At 60.4% G+C, this 24537-nt stretch carries 22 protein-coding genes; 7 read left to right on the plus strand and 15 right to left on the minus strand.

What is annotated here, in order from left to right:
- Nucleotides 1-211: 211 nt before the first annotated feature.
- The 6 genes from AC5I5B_RS05155 to graD form a co-directional block, all read right to left on the minus strand.
- Entirely contained in the window at nucleotides 212-550 is a 339-nt protein-coding gene (locus AC5I5B_RS05155) for a YciI family protein (RefSeq protein WP_020011713.1), read from the minus strand.
- Nucleotides 547-1434 (minus strand): hydroxyquinol 1,2-dioxygenase, encoded by an 888-nt coding sequence (graB, locus tag AC5I5B_RS05160; protein ID WP_495752377.1) that lies wholly within the window; start codon nucleotides 1432-1434, stop codon nucleotides 547-549. The genes AC5I5B_RS05155 and graB overlap by 4 nt, the downstream gene beginning before the upstream one ends.
- Before the next feature lie 12 nt (nucleotides 1435-1446).
- Nucleotides 1447-2502, minus strand: a complete 1056-nt coding sequence (gene graC, locus AC5I5B_RS05165) for a maleylacetate reductase (protein WP_111834164.1) — start codon at nucleotides 2500-2502, stop codon at nucleotides 1447-1449.
- Nucleotides 2503-2505: 3 nt separating this feature from the next.
- The gene (gene tsdA, locus AC5I5B_RS05170) at nucleotides 2506-3489 is read right to left on the minus strand and encodes a gamma-resorcylate decarboxylase (protein ID WP_111834163.1); all 984 of its coding nucleotides are present in this window, start codon (nucleotides 3487-3489) and stop codon (nucleotides 2506-2508) included.
- A 46-nt stretch (nucleotides 3490-3535) separates the two neighbouring features.
- Entirely contained in the window at nucleotides 3536-4765 is a 1230-nt protein-coding gene (gene graA / locus AC5I5B_RS05175; protein ID WP_107675988.1) for an FADH(2)-dependent resorcinol hydroxylase oxygenase component, read from the minus strand.
- A gap of 81 nt (nucleotides 4766-4846) precedes the next feature.
- Entirely contained in the window at nucleotides 4847-5386 is a 540-nt protein-coding gene (graD, locus tag AC5I5B_RS05180; RefSeq protein WP_003503955.1) for an FADH(2)-dependent resorcinol hydroxylase reductase component, read from the minus strand.
- A 205-nt stretch (nucleotides 5387-5591) separates the two neighbouring features.
- On the opposite strand from graD, the gene AC5I5B_RS05185 reads away from it, so the two are divergent.
- Nucleotides 5592-6023, plus strand: coding sequence for a MarR family winged helix-turn-helix transcriptional regulator (locus AC5I5B_RS05185; RefSeq protein ID WP_003503954.1), 432 nt, complete (start codon nucleotides 5592-5594; stop codon nucleotides 6021-6023).
- A 138-nt stretch (nucleotides 6024-6161) separates the two neighbouring features.
- A complete protein-coding gene (locus AC5I5B_RS05190) occupies nucleotides 6162-6551 on the plus strand; it encodes a hypothetical protein (RefSeq protein WP_111834179.1) in 390 nt (129 codons plus the stop codon).
- Between the two features lie 124 nt (nucleotides 6552-6675).
- Here the strand turns inward: AC5I5B_RS05190 and AC5I5B_RS05195 are convergent, their stop codons facing one another.
- The 4 genes from AC5I5B_RS05195 to AC5I5B_RS05210 all read right to left on the minus strand — a co-directional run bounded on the left by AC5I5B_RS05195 (nucleotide 6676) and on the right by AC5I5B_RS05210 (nucleotide 10491).
- Nucleotides 6676-7305, minus strand: coding sequence for an outer membrane protein (locus tag AC5I5B_RS05195; protein ID WP_003503951.1), 630 nt, complete (start codon nucleotides 7303-7305; stop codon nucleotides 6676-6678).
- Nucleotides 7306-7593: 288 nt separating this feature from the next.
- Nucleotides 7594-8991, minus strand: a complete 1398-nt coding sequence (locus AC5I5B_RS05200) for a sensor histidine kinase (protein ID WP_174054537.1) — start codon at nucleotides 8989-8991, stop codon at nucleotides 7594-7596.
- Nucleotides 8992-9026: 35 nt separating this feature from the next.
- On the minus strand, nucleotides 9027-9701 hold the full coding sequence (locus AC5I5B_RS05205; protein WP_035212640.1) for a response regulator transcription factor: 675 nt from the start codon (nucleotides 9699-9701) through the stop codon (nucleotides 9027-9029).
- Nucleotides 9702-9858: 157 nt separating this feature from the next.
- Entirely contained in the window at nucleotides 9859-10491 is a 633-nt protein-coding gene (locus tag AC5I5B_RS05210; protein ID WP_162695500.1) for a TetR/AcrR family transcriptional regulator, read from the minus strand.
- A gap of 141 nt (nucleotides 10492-10632) precedes the next feature.
- Here AC5I5B_RS05210 and AC5I5B_RS05215 point away from each other — a divergent pair, with 141 nt between their 5' ends.
- Complete coding sequence (locus AC5I5B_RS05215; RefSeq protein ID WP_111834161.1) at nucleotides 10633-12669, plus strand: NADH:flavin oxidoreductase; 2037 nt, start codon at nucleotides 10633-10635, stop codon at nucleotides 12667-12669.
- Between the two features lie 78 nt (nucleotides 12670-12747).
- On the opposite strand, the gene AC5I5B_RS05220 is transcribed toward AC5I5B_RS05215, so the two are convergent.
- The 4 genes from AC5I5B_RS05220 to AC5I5B_RS05235 form a co-directional block, all read right to left on the minus strand.
- Entirely contained in the window at nucleotides 12748-13809 is a 1062-nt protein-coding gene (locus AC5I5B_RS05220) for an ABC transporter ATP-binding protein (protein ID WP_112958743.1), read from the minus strand.
- On the minus strand, nucleotides 13806-16037 hold the full coding sequence (locus AC5I5B_RS05225; protein WP_111834160.1) for an ABC transporter permease: 2232 nt from the start codon (nucleotides 16035-16037) through the stop codon (nucleotides 13806-13808). The genes AC5I5B_RS05220 and AC5I5B_RS05225 overlap by 4 nt, the downstream gene beginning before the upstream one ends.
- An 85-nt stretch (nucleotides 16038-16122) precedes the next feature.
- A complete protein-coding gene (locus AC5I5B_RS05230; protein WP_020810392.1) occupies nucleotides 16123-17148 on the minus strand; it encodes an ABC transporter substrate-binding protein in 1026 nt (341 codons plus the stop codon).
- Nucleotides 17149-17261: 113 nt separating this feature from the next.
- Nucleotides 17262-18284 carry an ABC transporter substrate-binding protein gene (locus AC5I5B_RS05235; protein ID WP_487092439.1) on the minus strand — a complete coding sequence of 341 codons (1023 nt, stop codon included), beginning with the start codon at nucleotides 18282-18284 and terminating at the stop codon, nucleotides 17262-17264.
- A gap of 209 nt (nucleotides 18285-18493) precedes the next feature.
- Between AC5I5B_RS05235 and AC5I5B_RS05240 the strand changes: the two genes are divergently transcribed.
- Together AC5I5B_RS05240 and AC5I5B_RS05245 are read left to right on the plus strand one after the other, a co-directional pair.
- Entirely contained in the window at nucleotides 18494-19234 is a 741-nt protein-coding gene (locus AC5I5B_RS05240) for a response regulator transcription factor (protein ID WP_060726763.1), read from the plus strand.
- Nucleotides 19231-21336: a sensor histidine kinase gene (locus AC5I5B_RS05245; protein ID WP_111834159.1), complete on the plus strand. Its 2106-nt coding sequence runs from the start codon at nucleotides 19231-19233 to the stop codon at nucleotides 21334-21336. The genes AC5I5B_RS05240 and AC5I5B_RS05245 overlap by 4 nt, the downstream gene beginning before the upstream one ends.
- On the opposite strand, the gene AC5I5B_RS05250 is transcribed toward AC5I5B_RS05245, so the two are convergent.
- Nucleotides 21333-22667 (minus strand): aspartate aminotransferase family protein, encoded by a 1335-nt coding sequence (locus tag AC5I5B_RS05250; protein ID WP_111834158.1) that lies wholly within the window; start codon nucleotides 22665-22667, stop codon nucleotides 21333-21335. The genes AC5I5B_RS05245 and AC5I5B_RS05250 overlap by 4 nt on opposite strands.
- 102 nt (nucleotides 22668-22769) lie before the next feature.
- Between AC5I5B_RS05250 and AC5I5B_RS05255 the strand changes: the two genes are divergently transcribed.
- Together AC5I5B_RS05255 and AC5I5B_RS05260 are read left to right on the plus strand one after the other, a co-directional pair.
- Complete coding sequence (locus tag AC5I5B_RS05255) at nucleotides 22770-23618, plus strand: LysR family transcriptional regulator (RefSeq protein ID WP_174054538.1); 849 nt, start codon at nucleotides 22770-22772, stop codon at nucleotides 23616-23618.
- Between the two features lie 292 nt (nucleotides 23619-23910).
- Nucleotides 23911-24114 carry a cold-shock protein gene (locus AC5I5B_RS05260; protein WP_003503933.1) on the plus strand — a complete coding sequence of 68 codons (204 nt, stop codon included), beginning with the start codon at nucleotides 23911-23913 and terminating at the stop codon, nucleotides 24112-24114.
- Nucleotides 24115-24537 lie beyond the last annotated feature (423 nt).

Raw genomic sequence — 24537 nt, forward strand, 5'->3', positions numbered from 1 at the left:
CCTTTCACGCATGAACGCGCCATCCGGTATGGATAAGCGTCTCCCGTTCCTGCGATATCCTCCGTGAGTGCCCGGCGCGCTCCACACTGATATGTGTCCTGCTCCTGTCAAGCACATATCGCCAGCATCACCCGCCTTCGATTAAATGTTGCATTTGCAAAAATTGCAAATGAAATATTAACAAATGCCAGGCGCATCGCGCCGACGAAATTCAGCCGGGCCCCAGCCCGGAAATCGTCGACAGCGTCGGCGTCCAGCTCAAAATATGAATGCGGTTATAAACACCGTGAATGACGAATGGATCGGCATCGCTGAAGGCGATGACGTCTTCGATCGAGCGCGCCTGCGCGATAATGAGAGCGGCGGATGGGCCGTCGGCAACCGCACTCATCGGACCGGACACAAGAATCTTGAACCCTTCCGCCATCGCCTCGCCATTGCGCAGATGGGCCTTGTGAGCCTCTATCTGCGCCGCCCGTTGCACGGCCGCAGCGGGATCGCTTTCGGCGAAACGCACGTAAAGCCGGGTTCGGTCGCTCCCGCCTCTCATCGGGCGAGCACGAAATCGTGGTTCACCGACCAGAACCAGTCGCCGATGAAACCCAGATCCCGCGCCTTCTGCGCATCCTCCACCCGCTGGAAATCGGCGAGCAGACTTTCTTTTACGCCGAAGACCGCATCCGAACGGATATAGGGATCGTCGGGATCGAAGATATGGGTGACGAGCGTGGTAAAGCCTTCCGCCGAAACGATATAGTGCAGATGCGCCGGCCGGTAGGGATGCCGCCCCATGGCGCGCAGCAACTGCCCAACCGGACCGTCATCGGGGATCGGATAATATTTCGGCTTGGCGGCCCGGAACCAGTAGCGCCCGTCCTCGCCGGTGATGAAGACGCCGCGAAGGTTGAAATCGGGCTGGATGCCCTTCTGCTGCACGTCATAAAAACCTTCGTCATTGGCCTGCCAGACATCGATACGCGCGCCGGCGACCGGCGCTCCCTCGGTATCGAGAATGCGGCCGGTGACCACCATATCCTCATCCTTGCCATCGAGGCAGATATTCGCACCCATCGGCATTTCCGGCGCATCTGCGACATGGAAGGGGCCGAGAACGGTCGATTCCGACGCGCCGCTCGGCTTGCGATGGTTGATGGCGTCGACCAGCATGGAGACGCCGAGAATATCGGAAAACAGGATCCATTCCTGCCGCCATTCATTGCAGATCTGGCCGACCTCGGTGAGGAAATGAATGGCCTTCATCCACTCCTCCTCGGTCGGTTCGATTTCCTTCACCGCCTCGTGCAGCTTGCGCGTCACCACCGCCATGATTTCCTTCAGACGCGGATCGTCACAGTCGCGCATCCGCGCAATCACGGTTTCAGCCGAACGTTCCTCGACGAAATAGCCGTCATCATTGCTCATCTTCATATCCATCGTCTCCTCCCATCACTCCGGCCGCGCGCCCTCGAAGGCGCGTTGCAAAAGGTCGCGGATCGCAGTTTTTTCGATTGGCCGCGGGCACCAGTAAGGATTGGCAGTCGCCAGCGCTGCCATGGGGTCGAGATCGTCCGACCGGACCCCAAGAGCCGCAAGGCTTGCCGGCGCGCCAAGCCGGGCGGCAAAATCATAGAGCCCGGCCCCTGCCCTGCCGCCGACAAGAGCGGCGAGCGGTGCGAGCAGATCCGGCACCGCCTGTTCCACATAGGCGATGGTGTGTGGCAGAAGCACCGCATGGGTTTCCGCATGCGGCAGATCGAGACTGCCGCCCAGCGTGTGACAAAGCTTGTGATGCAGCGACATGCCGACGGCGCCAAGCACCGAACCGCACAGCCACGCACCATAAAGCGTGGTTTCGCGCGCCTTGATATCCCGCGGCTCGGCCTTCACGCCGGGAAGGGCCTCGATCATCGCCCGCAGCCCCTCGACCGCCATCAGGCTGGCGATGGGATTGCGATCCCGCGCGTAGAGCGCCTCCGCCGCATGGGCCATGGCGTTGAGGCCGCTCGTCATGCTGATGGCGACAGGCAGCCCAAGCGTCAGTTCCGCATCGTAAATCACCACCTCCGGCAGGATTTCCGGCCCGCGCATGGTGGTCTTCACCCCGTTTTCCGTCTGGCCGAGAATGGGCGTCACCTCGGAACCGGCATAGGTGGTCGGAATGACGATCTGCGCCGTATCGGTGCGCAGCGCAATGGCCTTGCCGAGGCCGGTGGTGGAACCGCCGCCGAGCGCCACGACGCAATCCGCACCGGCGGTGCGATAGGCTTCGACCGCGTTTTTCGTCACCTCGACCGGCGTATGCATGGTTGCATCGCCGAAGACACCGGCAGCAAGCCGGCCGAGCCGGGCCGCAAGCGCCTCCGCGTCGCCCTTCTGCTGCGGCGTGGAAAGCACCAGTGCCCGCGACAGGCCAAGGCGGCGGATTTCCTCCACCAAGCCCGCCGAGCTGCCCGTGCCGAAAACGATACGGGCGGGAGCGGCCGCATAGACGAACGACTGCATGGTTCAGTGTCCGCCGAGCTTGAACAGGCGGCGCGCATTGGTGCGGCCGATCTTCACCCGGTCGGCCTCGGCAATGGTGGTCGCATTAAACCAGTCGGAGGCGTGGTCGATATTCTCGAAGGGCCAGTCGGTGGAAAACAGGATGCGATCCGCACCGATTTCCAGAATGGCGTCGATCAGCGTCTGGGTGCGGAAATTACCAGAGGTGGTGATGTGGAAATTCTCGTTGAAATAATCCACGAAACGACGCTTGGCCGGATAACGCGGCGGCAGCTTCACCCAGGCATTACGATGGTCGATGCGCCACATCATGTAAGGCAGGCCTTCGCCCATATGGCCGAGAATGATGTTGAGGCGCGGATATTCGTCAAACAGGCCTGAGGCCATGAGACGCAGCGCATGGACCGCCGTTTCCTGCGCGAAAGCCCAGGTGGGGCCGAGCAGCCAGGGATGGCCGTCATAGATGCGCGAATCCTGCGGCAGCGGATTGCGCGGATGCAGGTAGAAAGGCACGTCGAGCTTTTCGACTTCACCCCAGAACGGGCGATATTGTGGCAGATCGTAATAAAGCGGCGTCTGGCCATCGCCCTCCTGGCTGAAGCCGTTGACGAGCGCGCCGACGAAGCCGAGATCGTTGACGCAGCGCTGCAATTCCTCGGTTGCCGCATCGGGGTCCTGCAAAGGCAATGCTGCGAAGGCAAGGAAGCGATCCGGCCGCTTGGCGCATTCTTCGGCGAGAAAGTCATTCGCCCGTCGCGCGATTTCGATTGCCTTCTTCCTGTCAGGAATAGCCTGCACCGCCGGCGCATTGAGCGACAGGATCATGGTTTCGATGCCGTGCGCATCCATCAGCTTCAAGCGCGTATCCTGAATGTCGAGCAGGCGATGCTGCAATTCCTTCCAGTAGTCGCCGGGCACGAAACCGGCCGAATCCTGAAGTGTTTCCGGGATTGCGAAATGCTCCTCGAGAGCGACCTTGCCTTGCATGTAGTTTCCTCCGAATTCACTGTGTGATGTGCCGCCCGAGAGGCGATCAATATTGACCCTTGGGTTCCAGCCCGAGCATGCTCTGGCCGATCATCGTACCCACGGCATCCCAGTTCATGCTGATGTGGCGACCGACCGCATTCGCATCCCGCCACGCCCGCTGCACGGGGTTGGAAAGATCGAGCCCGACGCCGCCGGTGGAATCGTTGAGCGCCTGTACGGCGCGCAGTGCCAGAGACACCGCAAAGGACTGGCCGCGACGGCTGAGAAGCCGGTCATCCACCGTAAATTCCGCCCGACCTTCGACACGGGCCTGCGCCAGTGCCTGTGCCCGGGCAACATCGCGCAGCAGGATTTCGCAGGCCGCATCGACGCTCGCCGCAGCTTCCGCAACGCGCAGCTGGATGGTCGGGAATTCGGCCATGCGATTGTTGCCGCCCGCCACCGCGCCGCGTGTGACCCGGCCGCCGACATGATCTACATAGGCGGCAAGCGCACCCTTGGCCGCGCCGACGCCAGCCGCCGCGAGACAGGAGGGAATGCCGGTCAGAAGCGGCATGTTGAACAGGCCTTCCTCCGCATAATAATGCCCGCCGGGCGTCTTTCCGCTGGTGGCGTCGGGAAAGGTCAGAACCCGGTGTTCGGGAATAAAGACATCATCGAGAACGAGCGTCTTGGAACCCGTGCCGGCCAGGCCCACCACATGCCAGGTGTCTTCAACCACATATTGCCCGGCAGGAACGAGCAGGAAGGCCGGAACCGGTTTTCCTTCACCCCGCGGCGGCAGTATGGCGGCGCAGAGCGACCATTGTGCGTTTTCGCAGCCGGAGGCGAAGGCCCATTTGCCGCTCAGGCGGTAACCGCCATCGGCGAGCTCTGCCATCTTCACCGGCGCATAGGAACCGCACAGAAGCGCATCGGGGTTTTCACCCCAGACATCGGCCTGCGCCTCTTCCGGAAACATCGCCAGCAGCCATTGATGGGCCGACAGCAGGCCGGCGACCCAACCGGTCGACGCACAGGCGGCCGAAAGCTCGATATTAGCCTCGACCAGTTCGGCGAAATCTCCACCCTTGCCGCCGAAAGCGCGAGGCTTGACGATATCGAAATATCCAATGCCGCGCAGCGCCTCGATATGGCTTGCGGGAACACGCCGGGCCTCCTCCGTCTGTCTGGCGCTCATCCGGAAAAGATCGGCTATGCCGGCGACGCGGCTTGCGAGGCGGACACGCGGGGTCGTTTGCGCCGGCAGCGGCGCATGGCTCATATCGTTCATGATTGTCTCCTTCCGGACGTTACTGGGGCCGGACGTTGCTGGCCGGCGGTTATCCCGCCGGAATTGTCTGAGCGGTAATGATCAGGCGGGCAGGCTCGCGGGGCTTGCGGCGCAATATTGGGCGTTTTCGTAAAGCAGCGGCCGCGTCGTCTCGCTGACATCGGCCGAAACCACCTGGCCGATAAAGACGGTATGGGTTCCATAGGGCATGGCAGCAACCCGACGGCAGGCGATGGCGGCATGGGCCGTCGGCAGATAGAGAACGCCATTGTCATGGCGCTGCCATTGACCGTCGCGGAAACGCTCTTCCGGCGGCACCTTGCCGCTAAAGGCATCCGACAGGGCCATCTGGTCCTGCGTCAGCACATTGACGATGAAATCAGGCCGGCACAGCAGCAATTCATGCAGCAGGGTGCGATTGTTCAGGCAAACCAGCAGAGACGGCGGCTCCATCGAGACTGAAGTGACAGCCGTCACCGTCATGCCGTGGTCGCGCTGATCACCCGAAGCACACGCCGTAATGACGGTGACGGTGGCTGGAAAACGGCGCATCGTCGAACGAAAATTCTGGCCGACGCCTTCGGGTGCAAGGCCGCTCAGGCCAAACAATGCTGATGTCATGAGATCCTCCCAAATCCTGCGTTCCTATTTATTTGCGTTTGCAACATTTGTCAATGCAAATGTTTTTCGTCATTTATTGAGCGAGCGAGGACCTCGCATTCCCCGTCTTGTGGGGCGAAGCTATTGAAACGGATGGATTGTGCCGGTACAGCCGATAGGCGCACATCAGCATTTGCGCAAATGGTTCTCAAACGGGGATTTGCTCGTGTCTTATCAATTCACCGACTCGGTACCCTACCTGCTCAACTGGGTGGGCGTTCGGCTTGGCGAGCGCTTTTCCGTGAGACTGGCCTCCTATGACATCACCCTGCCGATGTACCGCGTGCTGGCGACGCTGCGGCAGCAGGAGAGCAAGACGCTGACCGAGCTTTCGGACATGGTGTCTGTGGAAATTTCCACACTGTCCCGGCTCGTTGGGCTCATGGTCCGGCGTAACCTCGTCAGCCGTGAACGGCCTCTCGACAATGCCCGCATCGTGCGCATCACCCTCACCCCGAAGGGTGAGGAACTGGCCGATGAACTCATGCCTATCGCCGCCATGTTCGAAAAAACCGCCATCGAAGGTCTCGATCCCACCGAGGCAAAACTTTTCAAAAGCATCCTGCGCCATATCGGCCGCAACATCGCCGGCCTCTGACACAGATAGCCGGCGAACTAGCTCATCAGCTGAAACCGATCGGCAGTCACGGCTCGCCCGACGATCTTCCCGTGCAATGTACTTGCAACAAGCTGTTCCTATCCCTGCGGTATGTCCCCGCAGCTGAAAGGAATTTCCATGTCCAGCAGAGCATCACTCACAGTCCCGACAGCAATCATCCTTATCGCCGGCGCGTCCATGCTGCTCACGGCCTGCGCCTCGACCGTCATGAAAACCTATATCGGCGCGCCGATTACCAGCGTGATGCTGGACTATGGGCCGCCGGACAATATTTACAGCCTGGGTCCCGGCCAGCAGGCCTTCCAATGGCGGAAGAAAAAGACACAGGTCGTTGCCGGGTCTTCGAGTGGCGAGGTGCGGACAACCCGGCGCGGCGAGCGATATGAAGTGTCGGAAACGCCAGGTTATGTTGAACGCATCGATTGCTATTATACGTTCTATACGCGCGGTTCCGGCAACGAGTGGTACGTAACAAGCTTCCGGCAGCCTTCGCTTGAATGCGAATGATCATTTCCGGATTTCATCCGGCGCCGCATGTTTTGCGGTCCATGCTATTCTACCGCCGCCTTCACGCTGAAAGCGGCGGGTTTCTTTTGAAAATTCTCCCTGGGCCTGTCATGGGGCGGGCCGATCAGAAACGATAGTTCAGGCCGGCCTTGATGACATGATCGCTGACATCGGTCTTCGACCTGCCGCTTGAAGTCGTCGTGGCCACATTTCCTGTGCTCACATAATTATATTCAAACTTTGCCGACAGGCCGCCGCCGAAGCTCTGTTCGACGCCTGCCCCGACCAGATAGCCCTGTTTCCAGCCATCGGGACCCGTCACGCCATTGCCGTCCTTGAACTTCGTCGTGGTCAGGCCGGCAGTGCCGTAAATGAGCGTCTGGTCAAGCGCCACGCCGGCCTTCATCTTGGCCGCGCCGCGGAAACGCTCCCGCAACCGGCCGTTGGGCACACGCGCCTCATTTCCGAGATAGGAACCTTCGAGTTCCGCGCCGACCACGCCCGAACCGAACTGGAAGTTATAACCGGCCTGAACACCGCCCGTCAGGCCGCGGCCGCTGGCCAATGGGTTGAATTTCGGGGAAGCGACGCCACCATGCACACCGACATAGGCCCCGCCCCAGGAGAAGGCCGGCTGACTGCCATAATCGAAGGACTGCTGCGTATTATAGTTCGTAAGATCGGCGGAATAGGCATTGCCTGCAACCGCAACAGCGACGGTCGCGGCGACAAGCGATTTCTTGATGATCGACATGAATAACTCCAGACGAAACCGATGCGCCTTCTTCCGGCGCAGCCAAGTTTCAGTTCGCGTTGAAGAACCGGAAACCGGCTCCCGTTTGTCTGCTGCGCCGGCCGACATGACGTGCGGATGCGTTCAGCAGATAAGGGGATTTTCCCCGCGAGAATTGCGCTTGCATTGCATGGAGCGCGCATTATTCAAAATAATTTATTTATTTAAACAAGTTAGAGGAGTTTCCTTAACCAAATCGCAAGTAATTTCGTCATCGGAGCTCGTTCGGGCACTCGAGAATCTCATCAGCTAAACGGTGCCAGCCGCAATGCCTTTTGAGGAGATCGAGCGAATTTCGAGCCGAACACAAAAACCGGGATCGAGATCGAGGAACAAGACACGGCCGCACTGAAGCTCCGCTGCCTTCTGGACCAGATTTAACCCAAGGCCGGCTCCGGGCGAGTTGGTGTTGATGCGGTGAAACGGCTCGAATACCTGCTCGCGTTCGGAAACCGGGATGCCCGGCCCTTCATCACGGACCTCAATCGCACCTGCCGGGTCGACCCGGATCGTGATTGCGCCTCTGCCGCCCGCATGATCGATTGCATTGCGCAGGAGGTTGACGACCGCCATCTCGATAATTGATGCCTGCACCGTAAAGATGGCCGCATCCGCGCTTGGCTCGAAATCGAATTCATATCCGGCATCCATTGCAATCGGGGCAAGGTCTGTTGCGATGCGTTCGACAAGCTTATTGAGATCCCGCGGCTCCGCCGGCAGTTCCACCGCACCCACAGCCTGCATCTCCAGCAACTGATGCGCAACGCGGGTGAGGCGATCGATATCAGCCCTGATCTGATGGCTCAGCGCGTCATCGGGCAAGAGGTCGGCTCTGGTACGTACAATTGCAATCGGCGTCCTGAGCTCATGCGCCGCATCGGCGAGAAAGCGGTTACGGCGATTATACCCGTCATCAAGCCTCGACAGCGCGACGTTGAAGGCATCCACCAGCGGGATGATTTCAAGGGGAACTTTCGAACGGTCGATACGCTCGGACCGGTTCTCGAAATCAATGGACTGCGCCTGCTTCACGGTTTCCATCAGCCCGCTTAGGGAGCGCCCGACCGCCCGCGGGGTCACGAGCAATGTCGCGATACCCGTCAGGATCAGCATGGGCACGACGGCGATGAGAATGATGAAACCCAGCGCCGGCAGCACGGTCAGCCAGCGGATGGCGCCCTCGGCATCCTTTTCCAGGTCCAGCTGAACATTGATCCAGATACTCAGACCGTCGTTGGGAATTCCTTCCTCCGTCCCGGCAATGAACTGAAGCCGCCCGGCGGCTGTATCGCGGTTTTCCACGGTGGCGCGGAGCGTTCCGGCCGCCTCCAGGCGTGCGCGGTCAAAACTCGGGGGAAACACCGCCGACAGGGCGGGCGGCGGGACAACCCCATATTGCAATACGATGTCATCGGCGTCGCGCACCACAAACCAGAGATTTGGATAACGCCGTTTCAGCTCCGCCAGCTCCGGCGTCGCCGACAATTGCGGCCTGCCCTGTCCATCCTTTGTCACGCTCTCCGCGACGATGCGGGCGGCCTCTTCATTCGCACCTTCCAGCCGCGGATCGATGATCCATATCCAGCCGATGAGAAGGATGACGAAAAGGACGAGCAGGAATGCCTGCAGTGCAAAAAGGCGCTTCATCAGCCCCCATCGCAGGGATCGATCGGGCGCTCTCTTCATGTCTTCGACCGGATGAGGTAACCAATATTGCGCACGGCTCTTATTTCCACCGTGGCTTCAGCCTGCGCCAGTTTCTTCCTGATACGGGAAATGTGCGCATCGAGAGCGTTGGACTCGATCTCGTCATCGAGCGTATAGACCGCCTCGATCAGGTTCGACCGCGTGACGATGCGGTTCGGACGCCGCATCAGCGCTTCAAGAACAAGATATTCCCGACGCCGCAACTCGATGATGGAGCCGGCAATGCTGACTTCATTGGCGCGCGGGTCAATGCTCAGATTTCCGAAATGCGCATATTTGTCGGAAAGAGAAGGGCCGCGTCTGTGGAGCGCCCTGAGGCGGGCGAGCAGCTCCTCGATCGCAAAGGGTTTGGCAAGATAATCGTCCGCCCCGGCATCGAGCCCATCGACACGATGATCGACACTTCCGAGCGCCGTCAAAACAAGGATGGGCACGGTATGTCTGCTCCGGCGAAGCGAAGCCACGAGGTTAAGCCCTTCGCCATCGGGAAGGCGGCGATCCAGAACCAGAACATCGTAAGACCCGTCCCGCGCAAGGGCGTCAGCGTCGCTGATTGTGCTGACATGATCAGCAAGCACATCGCGCCGGCGCAGGGCTTCGAGAAGTGCGCGCGCCATTTCGGGTTCATCCTCAAGAAGCAAGATTCGCAATGACGTTCCCCAGATGAATCCTTGCCATCTCCCACCACTGTTCGGTGAATGTTGCAGCTACATTGCAGGAGGACGGGCAGACAATTCGTCTTGTATCACCTTGCCCGTCACAATCCGACGGCATTGCGTGTGTTTTCGCGACGTCGTCGCGTCAGGTTCACGAACCCGGCCGGTACCCATGCCTCGCATAAAACCGGTCAAGCTCACGCTGCTGTGGCGCCTCGCCGGTATAGATGGCGATATAGTCCGGAATTCTATGCATCCGCACCGACACATCTTCCTCGGACTGCATGGAAATGTAGCCGATCTGCACCAGATAGGTGGTCCGGGCACGCACATCCGCCGTGTTTTCATTGTGGCCGAACCGCACGAACATGCGGGAAAGCGCCGCCATTCTCATCTCGTCAGCCTTGCGAACCTCCGCAAGAATCTCGTCGGACTGAAGGGCCCAGCTTCGAACCGCAAATTCAAATCTGCTGTCGAAAAGCGAGGAATCCAGCCAGCAATCGAAAACATTCAGCATGGCTTCGGCCAACGTCTCGGCATAGGCTTCCGACTGCCTGACGATGTTCCCGGTATTTTTTTCCCGCCAGCGGGCGACGAGCGCGGCCAGCAGTTCCTCCCGGTCCTTGAAAAACCAGTAGAAGCTCGTGCGCGACAGATTGAGCTTTTTTGCCAATGGCAAGATTTTGACGGAATCCACGCCCGATTCCAGCAAAGCCTGATAGGCGGCCTCAAGCCACCCCTCCTGCGATCCACGCCAACCCGTTTCGTTCAATGTCGCTTCCATGACGAGTTCGTAGCAAATTGGTCTCTGCGCGACAAGCGGGATGTACACTCATGTCAAAAAGAAAGACAATTGTGTTTTGCAAATTGACACAAGTGTACATTCGCGCTTAGCCTTGGAACAGAAACCCTTTTGGAGCAGGCTATGTCGAGTGATCCCCTTCTTCAGCCCTACCAGCTAAAACACCTCACCCTGCGCAACCGCATCATCGTCACCTCGCACGAACCCGCCTATCCCGAGGATGGCATGCCGAAGGGGCGTTACCGCGCCTACACGGTGGAGCGGGCGAAGGGCGGCGTTGCGCTCACAATGACGGCCGGTTCCGCCGCCGTCTCCAGGGACAGCCCGCCCGTCTTCAACAACCTGCTCGCCTACAAGGATGAAATCGTCCCGTGGATCCGGGAAATGACCGACGCCGTGCATGAACAGGGCGCGGCGATCATGATCCAGCTCACGCATCTCGGCCGCCGGACCCGCTGGGACAAGGGCGACTGGCTGCCGATCCTTGCCCCGTCCCATCATCGCGAAACGGCGCATCGGGCTTTTCCGAAGAAGATCGAGGACTGGGATATCGAGCGTATCATCAAGGACTTCGCCGACGCCGCGGAGCGTATGAAGGCGGGTGGGATGGACGGTGTGGAGCTGGAAGCCTATGGCCATCTGATCGACCAGTTCGTCTCGCCGCTGACCAACGAACTGGACGGCCCCTATGGCGGCCCGCTTGAAAACCGCATGCGCTTCTGTCTCGACGTTTTCAGGGCGATGCGCGAACGCGTGGGCGACGATTTCATCCTCGGTGTCCGTTATACCGCCGACGAATGTCTCGAGGGCGGCACCGGAAAGGCTGAGGGCATCGAAATCGCCAGACGATTGAAGGACAGCGGCCTGATCGATTATCTCAATGTCATCAGGGGCCATATCGACACCGACCCGGGCCTGACCGACGTCATCCCCATTCAGGGCATGGCCAACGCGCCGCATCTCGATTTCGCCGGTGAAATCCGCGCCGCGACCAGCTTCCCGACATTCCACGCCGCCAAGATCCCCGATGTCGCCACCGCCCGCCACGCCATCGCTGCCGGCAAGGTGGACATGGTGGGCATGACCCGCGCGCACATGACCGATCCGCATATCGTGCGCAAGATCATGGAAAAACGGGAGGACGATATTCGCCCCTGTGTTGGCGCCAATTACTGTCTCGACCGCATCTATCAGGGCGGTCTCGCCTTCTGCATCCATAATGCGGCAACGGGCCGTGAGGAAACCATGCCGCACGAGATACCCAAAGCGGCAGAACGCCGGAAGGTGGTGATTGTCGGCGCAGGGCCGGCCGGGCTCGAGGCCGCACGCGTCTGCGCCGAGCGCGGCCATGAAGTCGTCGTTTTCGAGGCCGCCAACAATCCCGGCGGCCAGATCCGGCTGACGGCGCAAAGCGAACGCCGCCGTGAGATGATCAGCATCATCGACTGGCGCATGAGCCAGTGCGAAAGACTGGGCGTCACCTTTCACTTCAACAACTGGGCGGAGGCGGACACGGTTCTCTCGGAGAACCCAGAGGTGGTCATCATCGCCACCGGCGGCTTGCCGCATACCGATGTGCTTTCCAGAGGCAACGATCTCGTGGTCTCGGCCTGGGATATCATTTCCGGCGACGTCAAGCCGGGAACGAATGTGCTGGTTTTCGACGACGCTGGCGACCATGCCGGCCTGCAGGCCGCCGAATGTCTGGCAAAGGCCGGGGCGAAAGTGGAGATCATGACGCCTGACCGCGCCTTCGCCCCGGAAGTCATGGCCATGAACCTCGTTCCCTATATGCGCTCCCTGCAAAAGCTCGATGTCACCTTCACCGTTACCTACCGGCTGGAAGCCGCGGAAAGAAACGGCAATCAGCTTATTGCCCATGTCGGCAGCGATTATGGCGGCGTGACAAAATCGAGGACCGTCGACCAGATCGTCGTCAACCACGGCACGATCCCGCTGGATGACCTTTATTTCGACCTCAAGCCCGGCTCGAAGAACCTTGGCGAAATCTCCTACGACGCCCTGCTTGCGGGAACCACCCAAACGGTCGAGCGCAATCCTGATGGCGCCTACCGGCTCTTCCGGATCGGCGATGCGGTCGCCGCGCGCAATACCCATGCGGCAATCTACGATGCGCTTCGTCTGGCAAAGGACATTTGAGGCTGGCGTTCCCGACACACAGAGGCAGACCAAAGCTGCCTCTGTCGCAATGAAATCCTGAATGCGGGACCGGCGGCATCAAGCCTGAATCAAGGCGATACCCCGGTTCCTGAACCCCAGCGTCACGTCGCTCGCCGCCGGCAGGCTGGTCTCCACGGCATGATCGACGATGAACAGCGTACCGATATCGGTTTCCACCTCATATTCGACGTGACCGCCGAGATAGGCGCTGTGCAACACCCGCCCGGCCAGCCCCTGCCCACCCGGCTGTCCGATGGAAATCGAGCCGGGACGAACCGCGAGTTTGGCCGGGCCTGGCCGGGCATTGCGGGCCGAGACCCGATGATCGATCCCGCCGACACGGATCAGCGCATCGGCGCCCTCAACGCCGATGACCTCGCAACTGACGACATTGGCCTCACCCATGAAATCGGCGATGAAGGCGGAGGCCGGCGCTTCGTAGAGATCGCGTGGCGCACCCGACTGGGCGATCTCGCCATCCCTCATCACGATGATCCGGTCGGAAACAGCCAGCGCCTCATCCTGATCATGCGTGACATAGACGGCAGTAAAGCCAAGCCGCTGCTGCAACTCGCGGATTTCGGTGCGGACCTGGCGGCGAAGGCGGGCATCGAGGTTGGAAAGCGGTTCATCCAGCAGCAGCACCTGCGGCTCCAGCACCAGAGCGCGGGCGACCGCGACACGCTGCTGCTGGCCGCCGGAAAGTTCGGCCGGAAGACGGTGCCCCATGCTGGCAAGGCCGACGAGCTTCAACCCCTCTTCCGCCTTTTCCCGCGCCTCTGCCTTGCGCAGCCCGGAGGATTGCAGACCGTAGGCGACGTTATCGAGCGCCGTCATATGCGGGAAAAGCGCATAGGACTGGAAGACCATCGAGACATCGCGCTCATTGGCGGGCAGCATGGTCACATCCTTGTCGCCGATCAGGATGCGTCCGTTGGTCGGATGTTCGAGGCCGGCCAGCATGCGCAGCGTCGTCGTCTTGCCGCAACCGGAGGGGCCGAGCAGCGTCACCAGCGTGCCGGGCTCGATGGTGAGCGACAGGTCGGGAATGGCGGTGAAAGCGCCGAAGGTCTTGCGGACATTCTCGAAGGTGACGGAACCGGGCTTTACGGAAATCATGCGGTTTTCTCCTGGGCAAGAGGAACGGAGGAAGTGGCGGGCAGGCCGGCGACGCGGTTTTCGCGCCGCAGGCGACGCTCGCCGACAATGAGCTGGAAGCCGGTAATGACGGTGATCATCACCACGATCAGCATGGAGGAATAGGCAATCGCCACCCCATATTCGCCATTCTCGACAAGGCCGACGATGTAGGAGGTCGCCATGTTGTATTCGGCGCTGACGAGGAAGATGACGGCGCTGATCGAGGTGATGGCGCGGACGAAGGAATAGACCAGCGCGGCCGTGATCGCGGGCCTGAGCAGCGGCAGGATGACCTTGCGGATGGTGCGGAAACTATTGGCCCGCAGCGTCAGCGAGGCCTCGTCAAGGCTCTTGTCGAGCTGGCTCATCGCCGCGATGCCGCCGCGCACGCCGACCGGCATGTTGCGGAACACGAAGCAGGCGATCAGGATCAGCGCCGAGCCCGTCATTTCCACCGGTGGCAGGTTGAAGGCCATGATGTAGCTGACGCCGATGACCGTGCCGGGAATGGCAAAGCTCATCATCAGAGCGAATTCGAAGAGGTTCCGCCCGGCGAACTTCTGCCGCACGATGATATAGGCGGTCAAAAGACCGACGGCAGCCGTCAGCGGCGCAGAAACCAGCGCGATCTTCATGGTCGTCCAGAACGAGTTCCAGGCTACACCGGTCCAGGCGATCGAGCCATTGGAGAAGCTGACGGAAAAGGCGCGGGTGTAGTGGTCGAAGGTCAGGGAATTGTCGAGACCCCAGGTCTTCACGAAACCGCCCACAAGGATCATGCCATAAACAACGATGGTGAAGATCATCCATGGCACGACGACGGCGTGGACGCCGATGGACAGCCCGCGCGGAAGCGCGATATGCGCGCCGCTGTCGCCCTTCCCCGTCACCGTCGCGAAATTCTTGCCTGCCAGCCAGAAACGCTGGGCAAGGAAGGCCGAAAGCGTGAAGCACAGCAGGATGATCGCCAGAACCGCGGCGCGGGACGGATCATTCTGTGAGCCGACGACGGCAAAGAAGATTTCCGTCGACAGAACACCATGCGTGCCGCCGAGCACCAGCGGATTGCCGAAATCCGCCATGCTCTCGATGAAGCCGATCAGGAAGGCATTGGCGAGACCGGGCTTCATCAGCGGCAGCGACACCCGCCAGAAAGTGCGCCAGCGGTCGGCACGCAGCGTCTGCGAGGCTTCTTCCATCGACGGGCTGACACCTTCGACGACGCCGATCAGCACCAGAAACGAGATGGGCGTGAAGGAAAGGACCTGCGCAATCCAGATGCCGGTCATGCCATAAAGCCAGCGGCCCGGTTCGATACCGAAGAGATAGGAAAGCCATTCGGTGACGACGCCGGCGCGACCGAAAAGCAGCGTCAAAGCAAGGCCGATGACGAAAGGCGGCGTGATGATCGGCAGAACCGTCAGAAGCCGCAGGCCTTTCTTAAAGGGAAAGCGCGTGCGGGTGGCGATCAACGCAAAGCCAAGGCCGAGCACGGTCGAACCGAAGGCTGTCATCAGCGCCAGAAACAGCGTGCGCCAGGCAACACCGCAGCGCTCTTCACCCACTACGCAGCCAAGGCTCCAGATGCCGGGATCCTTGATATTGCGGATGAAGCCATCGGCGTTGAAGGAGCCGTCGAAATCCTGAACGGAGGCGACCAGCATGCTGCCGATCGGATAAAAGACAAAAACCGTGACAAGGAAAACCAGAACGGAAATGGCGCCGACGACGAAGGCGTCGCCCTTCATGACGCCGCGTTCGGCAAGGCCGAAGGCAAAAAGAAGCACGAAGACGAACGACATGACGACGGTGCCGGCACCCATGGACGGCTGGCCATCGGCAAGCATGCCGAAGAGGTTTTCGCTCACCGTCCAGCTCCAGCCGGTAAAGCCGATGGCCAGCCCCTGCAAGGCGAGGAAAACAAGTCCGATGGCTCCGATAATCGCAAGAAGCCTGCCACGTCGCATCGGATCACGGATAGGCCGGACAAGGCATGCGGCGAGGAAAAAGACAACCACGCCGACAAGCCATGGTTTGCCATAGGACAATATCTGCAGCACACCGGGCGCATTGCTGGCCGACGAGAAAAATCCGGATAGCCAGCGGAAGCTGAAAAAGCCGCCTTCGATGCGATACCAGGGAAGAAAGACCAGAGCAAAAGCCCCGAGCGCCAGGACCATGTCCAGCCTGCGATTGCCACGTGTCATGGCCGACCTCGCTTATTTCATGCCGATGAAAGAATGGCGGACACCCCGGCTTTAAAAGCCGGGATGCCGATCGCCGGAGTTTAGATCAGTTCGCGACCGCACCGACCTCACGGTCCCAGCGTTCCAGCAGCGCCTTGCGCTTGGCCGGATCGCCATAGGTCTTGAAGTCGTAGTCGATGAGCTTGATGTCTTCGAACTTCGGCGCTTCCTTGGGCACTTCCGCCGTCTTGTTGGAGGGAAGCTGGAAGGACTTGGCGTCCTTCATGCGCGACTGCACTTCCGGCTTCAGCGCCCAGTCGTACCAAGCCTTCGCATTGTCGAGATTGCGGGCGCCCTTGATGATCGACATGGAGCCGATCTCGTAACCCGTGCCTTCGCAGGGCGCGATTGATTTGACCGGGAAGCCTTCCGCCGTCTGCGCCACCGCATCATGCATGAAGACGATGCCGAGCGCGGTTTCGCCACGCGCCGCCGCCTTGACCGGTGCCGAACCGGACTTGGTATATTGCGAGATATTGGCGTTGAGCTTCTTCAGATAGTCGATCGCCTGATCCTCGCCCATGATCTGCACGAGCGACGCCAGCGCCGTATAGGCGGTGCCAGACGAATTCGGATTGGCGATCTGGATTTCGCCCTTCAGCTCCGGCGCCAGCAGATCGGCCCAGCACTTCGGCTCCTTGTAGCCCTTGGACTTGAAGATTTCAGTGTTGTAGCCCCAGCCCAGCGCGCCGGCATAAACGCCGACAGTCCTGTAACCGGTGCTTTCCGCCTGTTTTACGGCCCAGTCCTGCAGCTGATCCAGCATCGGCGATTTGTATTCGAGCGTCAGGTTCTCGGATGCCGCCTGCATGTGCGGATCGCCGGTGCCGGCCCACCAGATGTCGGTCTTCGGGTTGCGGGCTTCCGCGCGCACCTTGGCATAGGTCTCGCCCGAAGACAGGCGCACCATATTGACCTTGATGTCGTGTGACTTTTCGAAATCGCCCTTCATCTGTTCGCAGATGACGACATCGGCCGAGCAGATCAGGTTAAGTTCGCCTGCCGCCTGCGCCGATACGGCACTGAGCGCCGTGCCGGCAAAAAGCAGGGTGGAAAGTATTGTCAGTCGCATGGTTATCCTCCTGTAGCTTGCGTCTGAATTCTTGGGCCACGCGCAGACATGGCGCTGCCGGTCGCGGCACCCTGCGGCGCGCGCGCTGTCTTTTGGGATGTTGGTTTTCTGCCCTACTGGGTCGGGTGGATTTCGCTGTCGAAGCGGCTCAATAGCCGACTTCGCTCTTCAGGCTGGCCGAAGGTGGCGAAGTCGTAATCCACCATCTTGATCATCGATATGTCAGGTGCGGTCAGCGGCAATGTCGCCCGGGCATTGGAAGGCACCTGGTTCTGGCCGGCCGCGGCCCCGGTCGCCTGCCCTTGCGGGCTCAGCGCAAATTCCACGAAGCTTTGCGCAAGGGCAGGATTGCGATTGCCCTTGACGATGCTGACGGCCCCGATTTCATAACCGGTGCCCTCGCACGGCGCGACGATGACAAGCGGGAAACCCTCGATCTTCTGGGTCACGGCATCATGCATGAAGGAAATCCCGATCAAGATCTCGCCCCGCGCCGCCGCCTTGACCGGCGCTGCACCAACCTTGGTATAGCTCACGACGTTCTGGTTGAGCTTTGCCATGAAACCAAAAGCCTCCTCCTCGCCAAACAGCTGGACGAGAGTGGCCAGCATGGTGAAGGCTGTACCGGAGTAGTTCGGATTGCCAGTCAGGATATGGCCGCGATAAACATCCTTCGCCAAGTCCTTCCAGCAGGTCGGCGCCGGCAGATTGTTCTTCGCAAGCAGTTCCGAATTATAGGCAAAACCCAGCGCGCCGGCATAGATTCCGGCAGACCGAGACCCAGACATCACGGAGAAATTCTGCGCCCAGGGCAGCAAATCCTGCTGATGGACGGGCCGGTATTCATCCAGCAACCCTTCCGAATCCGCCTGCAAATGGGTGTCGCCGGTACCACCCCACCAGACATCAACCGTGGGATGGGATCGTTCGGCGCGGATCTGATCGAGGATTTCGCCGGTGCTCTTCCGCACCATTGATATCTCGAGACCGACCTTGGCTTCGAAAGCCCGCTTCATGGTCAAACACCAGGCCTCGTCGACGCCGCACAGGACGTTCAACTTCGGCTCGGCCATGCCATGCCCTGCGCCGCACAGCCATAGGACCATGCTCGCCGCAAGTGCGGTCAATGCTTTCAATTAAGCCTCCCTGCCTGGAACCTCCCCGTTCCAGTCTCCACCAACAGCATGTCACATCCAGCCCGCACCGCAATCGAAGAATGGTTACCAATCTTTCACCGCACCGCCGAACAAGATTACAGTTATTACAATTATGACAGGGGAGATAACCAGCGAACCTTTGAAGATCGTCGCCGCCGCGCCTATGATGACAGCGGGAGGAATATGCAGTGCTTAATCAGAAGGTTCGCATTCTGATCGTTGAGGACGATCCGGATATGGCCGAGCTCATCTCGGACCTCATCGAGGCGGAGGGCTGGCTGCCCACCTGCGCGCGCTCCGCCGAGGAGGCGAACGAGATATTGGCAAAGGACAGGATGGAGCTCGTCCTCGTCGACCACAATCTGCCCGGCACATCCGGGCGCACCTTTGCCCAGCGGCTGCGCAGCCAGATCGACATCGGTATCGTCATGGTCACCGCCGCCGGCAGTGCTGCCGATAGGGTACTCGGTCTTGAAACCGCCGCCGATGATTATGTGGTCAAACCCTTCGAACCGATTGAACTCACGGCGCGGATCAAGGCCGTCCTGCGGCGAACAATCCCGTCGCTGAAACAGGACAAGGACAGCGAGCGTGACCACGGCCGCACAGCGCTGCGCCTCGGCGACTGGGCGATCGATCTCGATGCGCGCCGCGCCGTCTGCCTCGCTGACCGCAGCCGCACGCTCACCAGCGCCGAATTCGCACTTCTGGAAATTCTCGCAGAAACACCCAACCAGCCCGTCAGCCGCTCCCAGATTCTCGACAGGCTGGGTTCGGAAAGCGACCGTTATATCGACAGAAATGTCGACGTGCTGGTGCTGCGGCTCAGGCGCAAGATCGAGCGTAACCCGGATCTTCCACGTCACATCAAGACGCGACGCGGCAAGGGTTATGTCCTGCATACCGATGAGGGCGAGCTTTCCCCGTGATCAGCCGCTCCTTCCTTTCCTCCATCGCCTTTCGCCTGCCCTTTGCGATCGTCTTTACCTGCATCCTCGTCTTCAGCCTTTCCGCCATCGCCATTTACGGCCTGCAGCGCGCCCGCGATGAAATGGCAGCCTACGGCTTGCAGGCCTTTTCCAGTCTCGCCAAGGCCTCATTGGTCTCGCGGCAGGTCTCCGATCTCGTCTCCAGCGCCCCGTTTCTGATGAATGCCGCCTCGCCCTATCGCGTTTCCAGCGAAAGCCGCTCCGTGGTCCAGCAGGTCGACCTGCTGTTGCAGATGACGGGTCCAGACAGCGGCGAACGGGCCGCACGCGGTTTTGCGAGCGAGCGTATCGTTGAACTGCTCCAGCTTATCAGGGCGCAGACACTGGACCTCGCAAAGGATGCCGACGCGGCGCAGGGGCACAAGGCGGAAGCGGCAGCAGCGCTCGGCGAAATCGCCACCGGTCAGGGCATCCTCGATCCGGAACTGCGTCGAAGAATGAACGGCATCGTGCAGGCCGCATCCGCATCCGACAGCCTTTTCCAGCTTGGCGAACTGCGCCGCCGCTACGTGGCGGAAACAACGGCGCGCCAGCAGGGTTATCCGGGCGAGCGCCTGCCCTTGGCCGAACTCCAGCCCTATGAGCGGGTATTCGAGGCCCAGAGCCGTTACCTTCTGGAAATGTTCGCGATCCGCGCCTCTGTCTCCCGGCTTCACACCGTCTCGCGCGATCTTTCCCATGTGACCGAAACCCAGGGTGACGCTGTTGCGCGAAGCCTGAACGAAGACCTGATCTCGACGTCCGATGCTCTCAACCGGCTGCTGATCATTGTCGCCGTCGCCTCCCTTCTGGTTCTCATCGTGGCAATCTTCTCGATCCGTTCAGTGATGCGTGTCTCGCGCGGGATCGTGACGCTCTCCAACGGCATGAATGCCCTCGCCAAGGGGGAAAAGGACGTCGGGCCGCCCTCCTATACGGGTCCCGAGACGGAGTTGATCCGGCTGCTCGATGCATTCCGCGCCTTCCACGACAGCGTCGATCGCGTCTCGCGCCTCAGGCGCACGGCGGAAGCGGCGGCCCGCACCATCCGCTCGACCTTCCGCAACATGAATGAGGGAATAGCGCTGTTCGATCCGGCTGGCAGACCAATCACCATGAACCGCCGCATCATCGAACTCGTCGGACGCTCCGGCTCGTCGCGAAAACTGCCGCTTCGCCGGTTTGTCGAACCCATCCCGGAAATCGACCCGGCTCTACTGCCCTTCGATACAGAGCCGGGGGAGTTGCTCGACCGCGCAGTCGTGCGCCATCGCACTGACGATCAGCGGGTGATCGAAGTCTCGATGTCGCGCCAGCCGGATGGCGGCATCGTGCTGCTCGCCCGCGATGTGACCGCTCTCGATCGCCAGGAAGCGGAAGCCGTGAAGGCCCAACGGCTTGATGGCATTATGCGCATGACCCACCAGCTCAGCCATGAGGTGGGCAACATGATCGGCATCATCACCGGCAGCCTCGGCCTTCTGGAACGGGAAGCCGGTTTCAACGATCGCCAGAAGCGGCACATCGCCCGTATCCGCAAGGCGGCAGACCGCGGCCGGTCTCTGGCCAGCAGCATGCTCACCATCGGCAGCCAGCAGCCGATCCATCCAAGCGTCATCAATGTCGCAAGCCTGCTGCGGGGCATGGCCGATATTCTGGAAATCGCCGTCGGCCCCAAATGCCGGATCGCGCTTGATACCGATGACAATCTTCCCTCGATACCGCTGGACCCTGCCCTCTTCGAGCAATCCATTCTCAATCTATGCCTCAATGCCGCAGCCGCCATGCCCGATGGCGGCCTGATTTCGATCGAGGCCGCCTCTGGAAAAGATACGCTGGTGATCACCGTCACCGACGAGGGCATCGGCATGACACCGGAGGCCGTGGACAAGGCGTTCGAGCCCTATTTCACCACGCGGGGCGATCATGGCGGTGCGGGCCTTGGCCTCGCCATGGTCTACGGGTTCGTCCGCCAGAGCGGCGGTGAAGCGCATATCAGTTCCAGACCCGGCGAAGGCGCAAGGGTGGAACTGACATTCCCGGCAAATGCCGGCCACACCTAGCGGGCAAGCTGTGCGGATTCGATAGAATCCGCCAGTATCTCCAGCCCAAGGTCGATTTCCGAATCCGATACCGTCAGCGCCGGCGCAATGCGGAAAACGCCGCCCATGCCGGGCAGCTTGACGATGTTCATGCTGAGGCCACGCAACATCGCCTCCTGCATGATGCGCGCACCAAGTTCGAAACCCGAGGCTTTCGTGTGGCGGTCTGCGACGACTTCAAGTCCGAGCAAAAGCCCGCGCCCGCGCACATCTCCAACGCATTCGAACCGTTGCTGCAGCGAGAGCAGCCCCTCCTTCAAACGATTTCCGCGGGCAATCGTCTGTTCCACCAGACCATCTCGCGCCACCACATCGAGAACCGTCACGCCGACAGCCGCCGGCAGGGGATCGGAAACATGGGTCGTATAGAACAGAAAACCCCTCTCGAAAGCCTTCTGCTCGACCTCCGCACGCGTCATCACCGCCGCAAGCGGCAGGCCGGCGCCGAGCGTCTTCGACAGCGTCATGATATCAGGCGTCACGCCATCGCGCTGAAAGGCGAACATGTGTCCGGTCCGGCCGACGCCGGTCTGCGCCTCATCGAGGATGAGCAACATGCCCCGCTCCTCGCACTTTTTCTTCAGGGCAGCGAGATAACCGAGGGGCAATTCGAGGATACCGCCGCTCGACAGGATCGGTTCGGCAATGAAGGCGGCGAGATTGCCCGTCGACTGGCGATCGATCAATTCGAAGGCATCGTCAAGCTCCGCCTGCCAGTCATTCGATCCATCGGGGTTCTTGAAGCGCGGACGATAGGCATTCGGCGCGGGAATAACGAGTGAGCCGGCCGTCGCCGGGCCATACCCCCGGCGGCCGGCGCTATAGGTGGCGGAGGCCGCAGCACCGGTCATGCCGTGCCAGCTCTGTGCGAAGGCGACGATCTCATGCCCGCCGGTCACGAGCTTCGCCATGCGGATCGCCGCTTCGTTGGATTCAGCGCCTGTTGTCAGCAATTGCACGCGATCGAGACCCGGCGCCAGAGCCGCCAGCCGCGCCGCAAGTTCAACGACCGGGCGGGACAACATGCCGGAAAACAGATGCGCAACCGATGCCATCTGCCGGTTGACGGTGGCGACAATATCCGGATGGGTATGTCCGAGCAAAGCGCTCATCTGGCCGGAGGTGAAATCGAGAATGGCGCGGCCATCCGCATCATAAACGAAACTTCCCTCGGCCCGCTCGACGATGATCTCCTCAAAGGCGGGTCCGTAACGGGTCAGGTGTTTATTGGCAGCGTCCCAGAATGCCGGTTCGTCGTTGAGCGAGGCGAAGTTCTTCGCGAGATTGTCCATGGCTCGTTCCCCAAAGTTTATCTTGCCGAAACATAACAACCCATTGCCACCCCGGTCCAATTGATAGTATTTTATTCCGATATCGATAATTTTGATATCGCCATGCTCGACCTTACGCTCCTGAAGAACTTTACCATTGTCGCGCGAGCTGGCTCCATCAGCGTCGCCGCCACACAGATCGGGCGCACCCAATCCGCGCTCAGCACGCAGATGCAGCGGCTGGAGGAACTGGTCGGCCACACGCTGCTGCAGCGAACGGGTTCGGGAATACGTATAACCGCGGCGGGCGAGAAGCTGCTCGCCCATGCCAGCGCCCTTCTTGCCCGGCATGATGAAATTCTTGCCGATATGGGCGAGGCGACCCTGCAGGGAACCGTCAGCCTGGGCTGCCCTGAAGATTACTCCATCGCCTTCCTGCCGGAACTCCTGAAAGGTTTCTTCAGCACCTACCCGAAAGTCGATCTGCGCATGGTCTGCGCCCCCACGACGGAATTACGTCCCCTCCTGCAGCGCCGCCAGATTGACATGGCGCTGGTTTCGCAATCCGATCCTGAACACCGCGACGTGCTCCGCAGGGAAAGTTTCGTCTGGGTGACGAACAGGCCGGAACCGGACCTCATCACAAAGGATGTGCTGCCGCTGGCGCTCTCAGCACCCGTGACGCTCGATCATCGCGCGGCGTGCGACGCCATGGAAACCGCCAATCGCCGCTACCGTGTCGCCTTTGCCAGCAACAGCCTTGCCGGCCTCATCGCGATCGCGCGTTCCGGCCTTGCCATCAGCGTTCTGACCAGGACGGCCGTTCCACCGGACCTTCATATTGTCAAAAGCGGACTGCCACCCCTGCCGACGATCGGTATCGCAATCGAGTTTGCCGATCCGCAGACGTCATCGGCAGCCAGGGCGCTCGGCGAGCACATCCGCGCTGTTCTTCCGGGTCTCAGCCTTTAACGCCGGTCGATCCCTCGCTCCGACCTGCAGTCGTTTGGTCCTGAATTTGAAATGAGAACGTCTTTATGGGCAAATCCAATCTCTTCGCGATCTTAAGCGTAAGAAGATCGGAACGACAGACATGTGACCGTTCATGAAGAAAACGGCTCATCGCGATGCTCTTTGCTACAAGCGGCAACGCGGTAAACGCGCCTTTTTCCAGCTTTGTTATTGCCAAGGTGGGACCGCTGACTTGATGCGGATCACCGCAACCGCTATGCGATGATGTCGCACATCAAAAAACGAGGACATCATGGCAACTGGTATCGTAAAATTCTTCGCTCAAGATAAAGGCTTCGGCTTCATCACTCCCGACAGTGGTGGCCCTGACGTCTTCGTCCATATCTCAGCCGTCGGATTTGGCGGCGCCCTGCAGGATGGCCAGAAGGTCAGCTACGACGTGGGACAGGATCGCAAGACCGGCAAGTCCAAGGCAGAAAACGTGACTGTCCTCTGACAGGCCACTCTGTCGTCGAATGTGAGTGCCCGTTCGAAATGACCAGTGTCACTTCGAACGGGCATCTGCTTTTCGGTCCGGCAGATCGGAAAAACAAGGACGACAGGCAAAGAACTGAAATATACATGCCGCACGAGGATCTTGGAAACCGGCAGATATCTTCCCAACCGTGTCGTATTATCGCCGAATCTCGATGTATAGCGCGGTCTCCGGAGCGCCTACATCAAGTCGCGACAGGGGTTCAGACACGTTATTTCTACGAGAACTAGAACTAGATAGACTTGGCCTTCGATGCCGCGCATAAGGCAATTGATGCTGCCGGGGCTGCTGCGCCGGACTACCCCTCTTGCAGCGCACAGAGGACGATCACGTCCGCGCTGTTCTTCCGGGTCTCGGTCTATCCCTGCGATCCTGCAAATCCAG

The sequence above is a fragment of the Agrobacterium sp. genome (assembly GCF_059499945.1).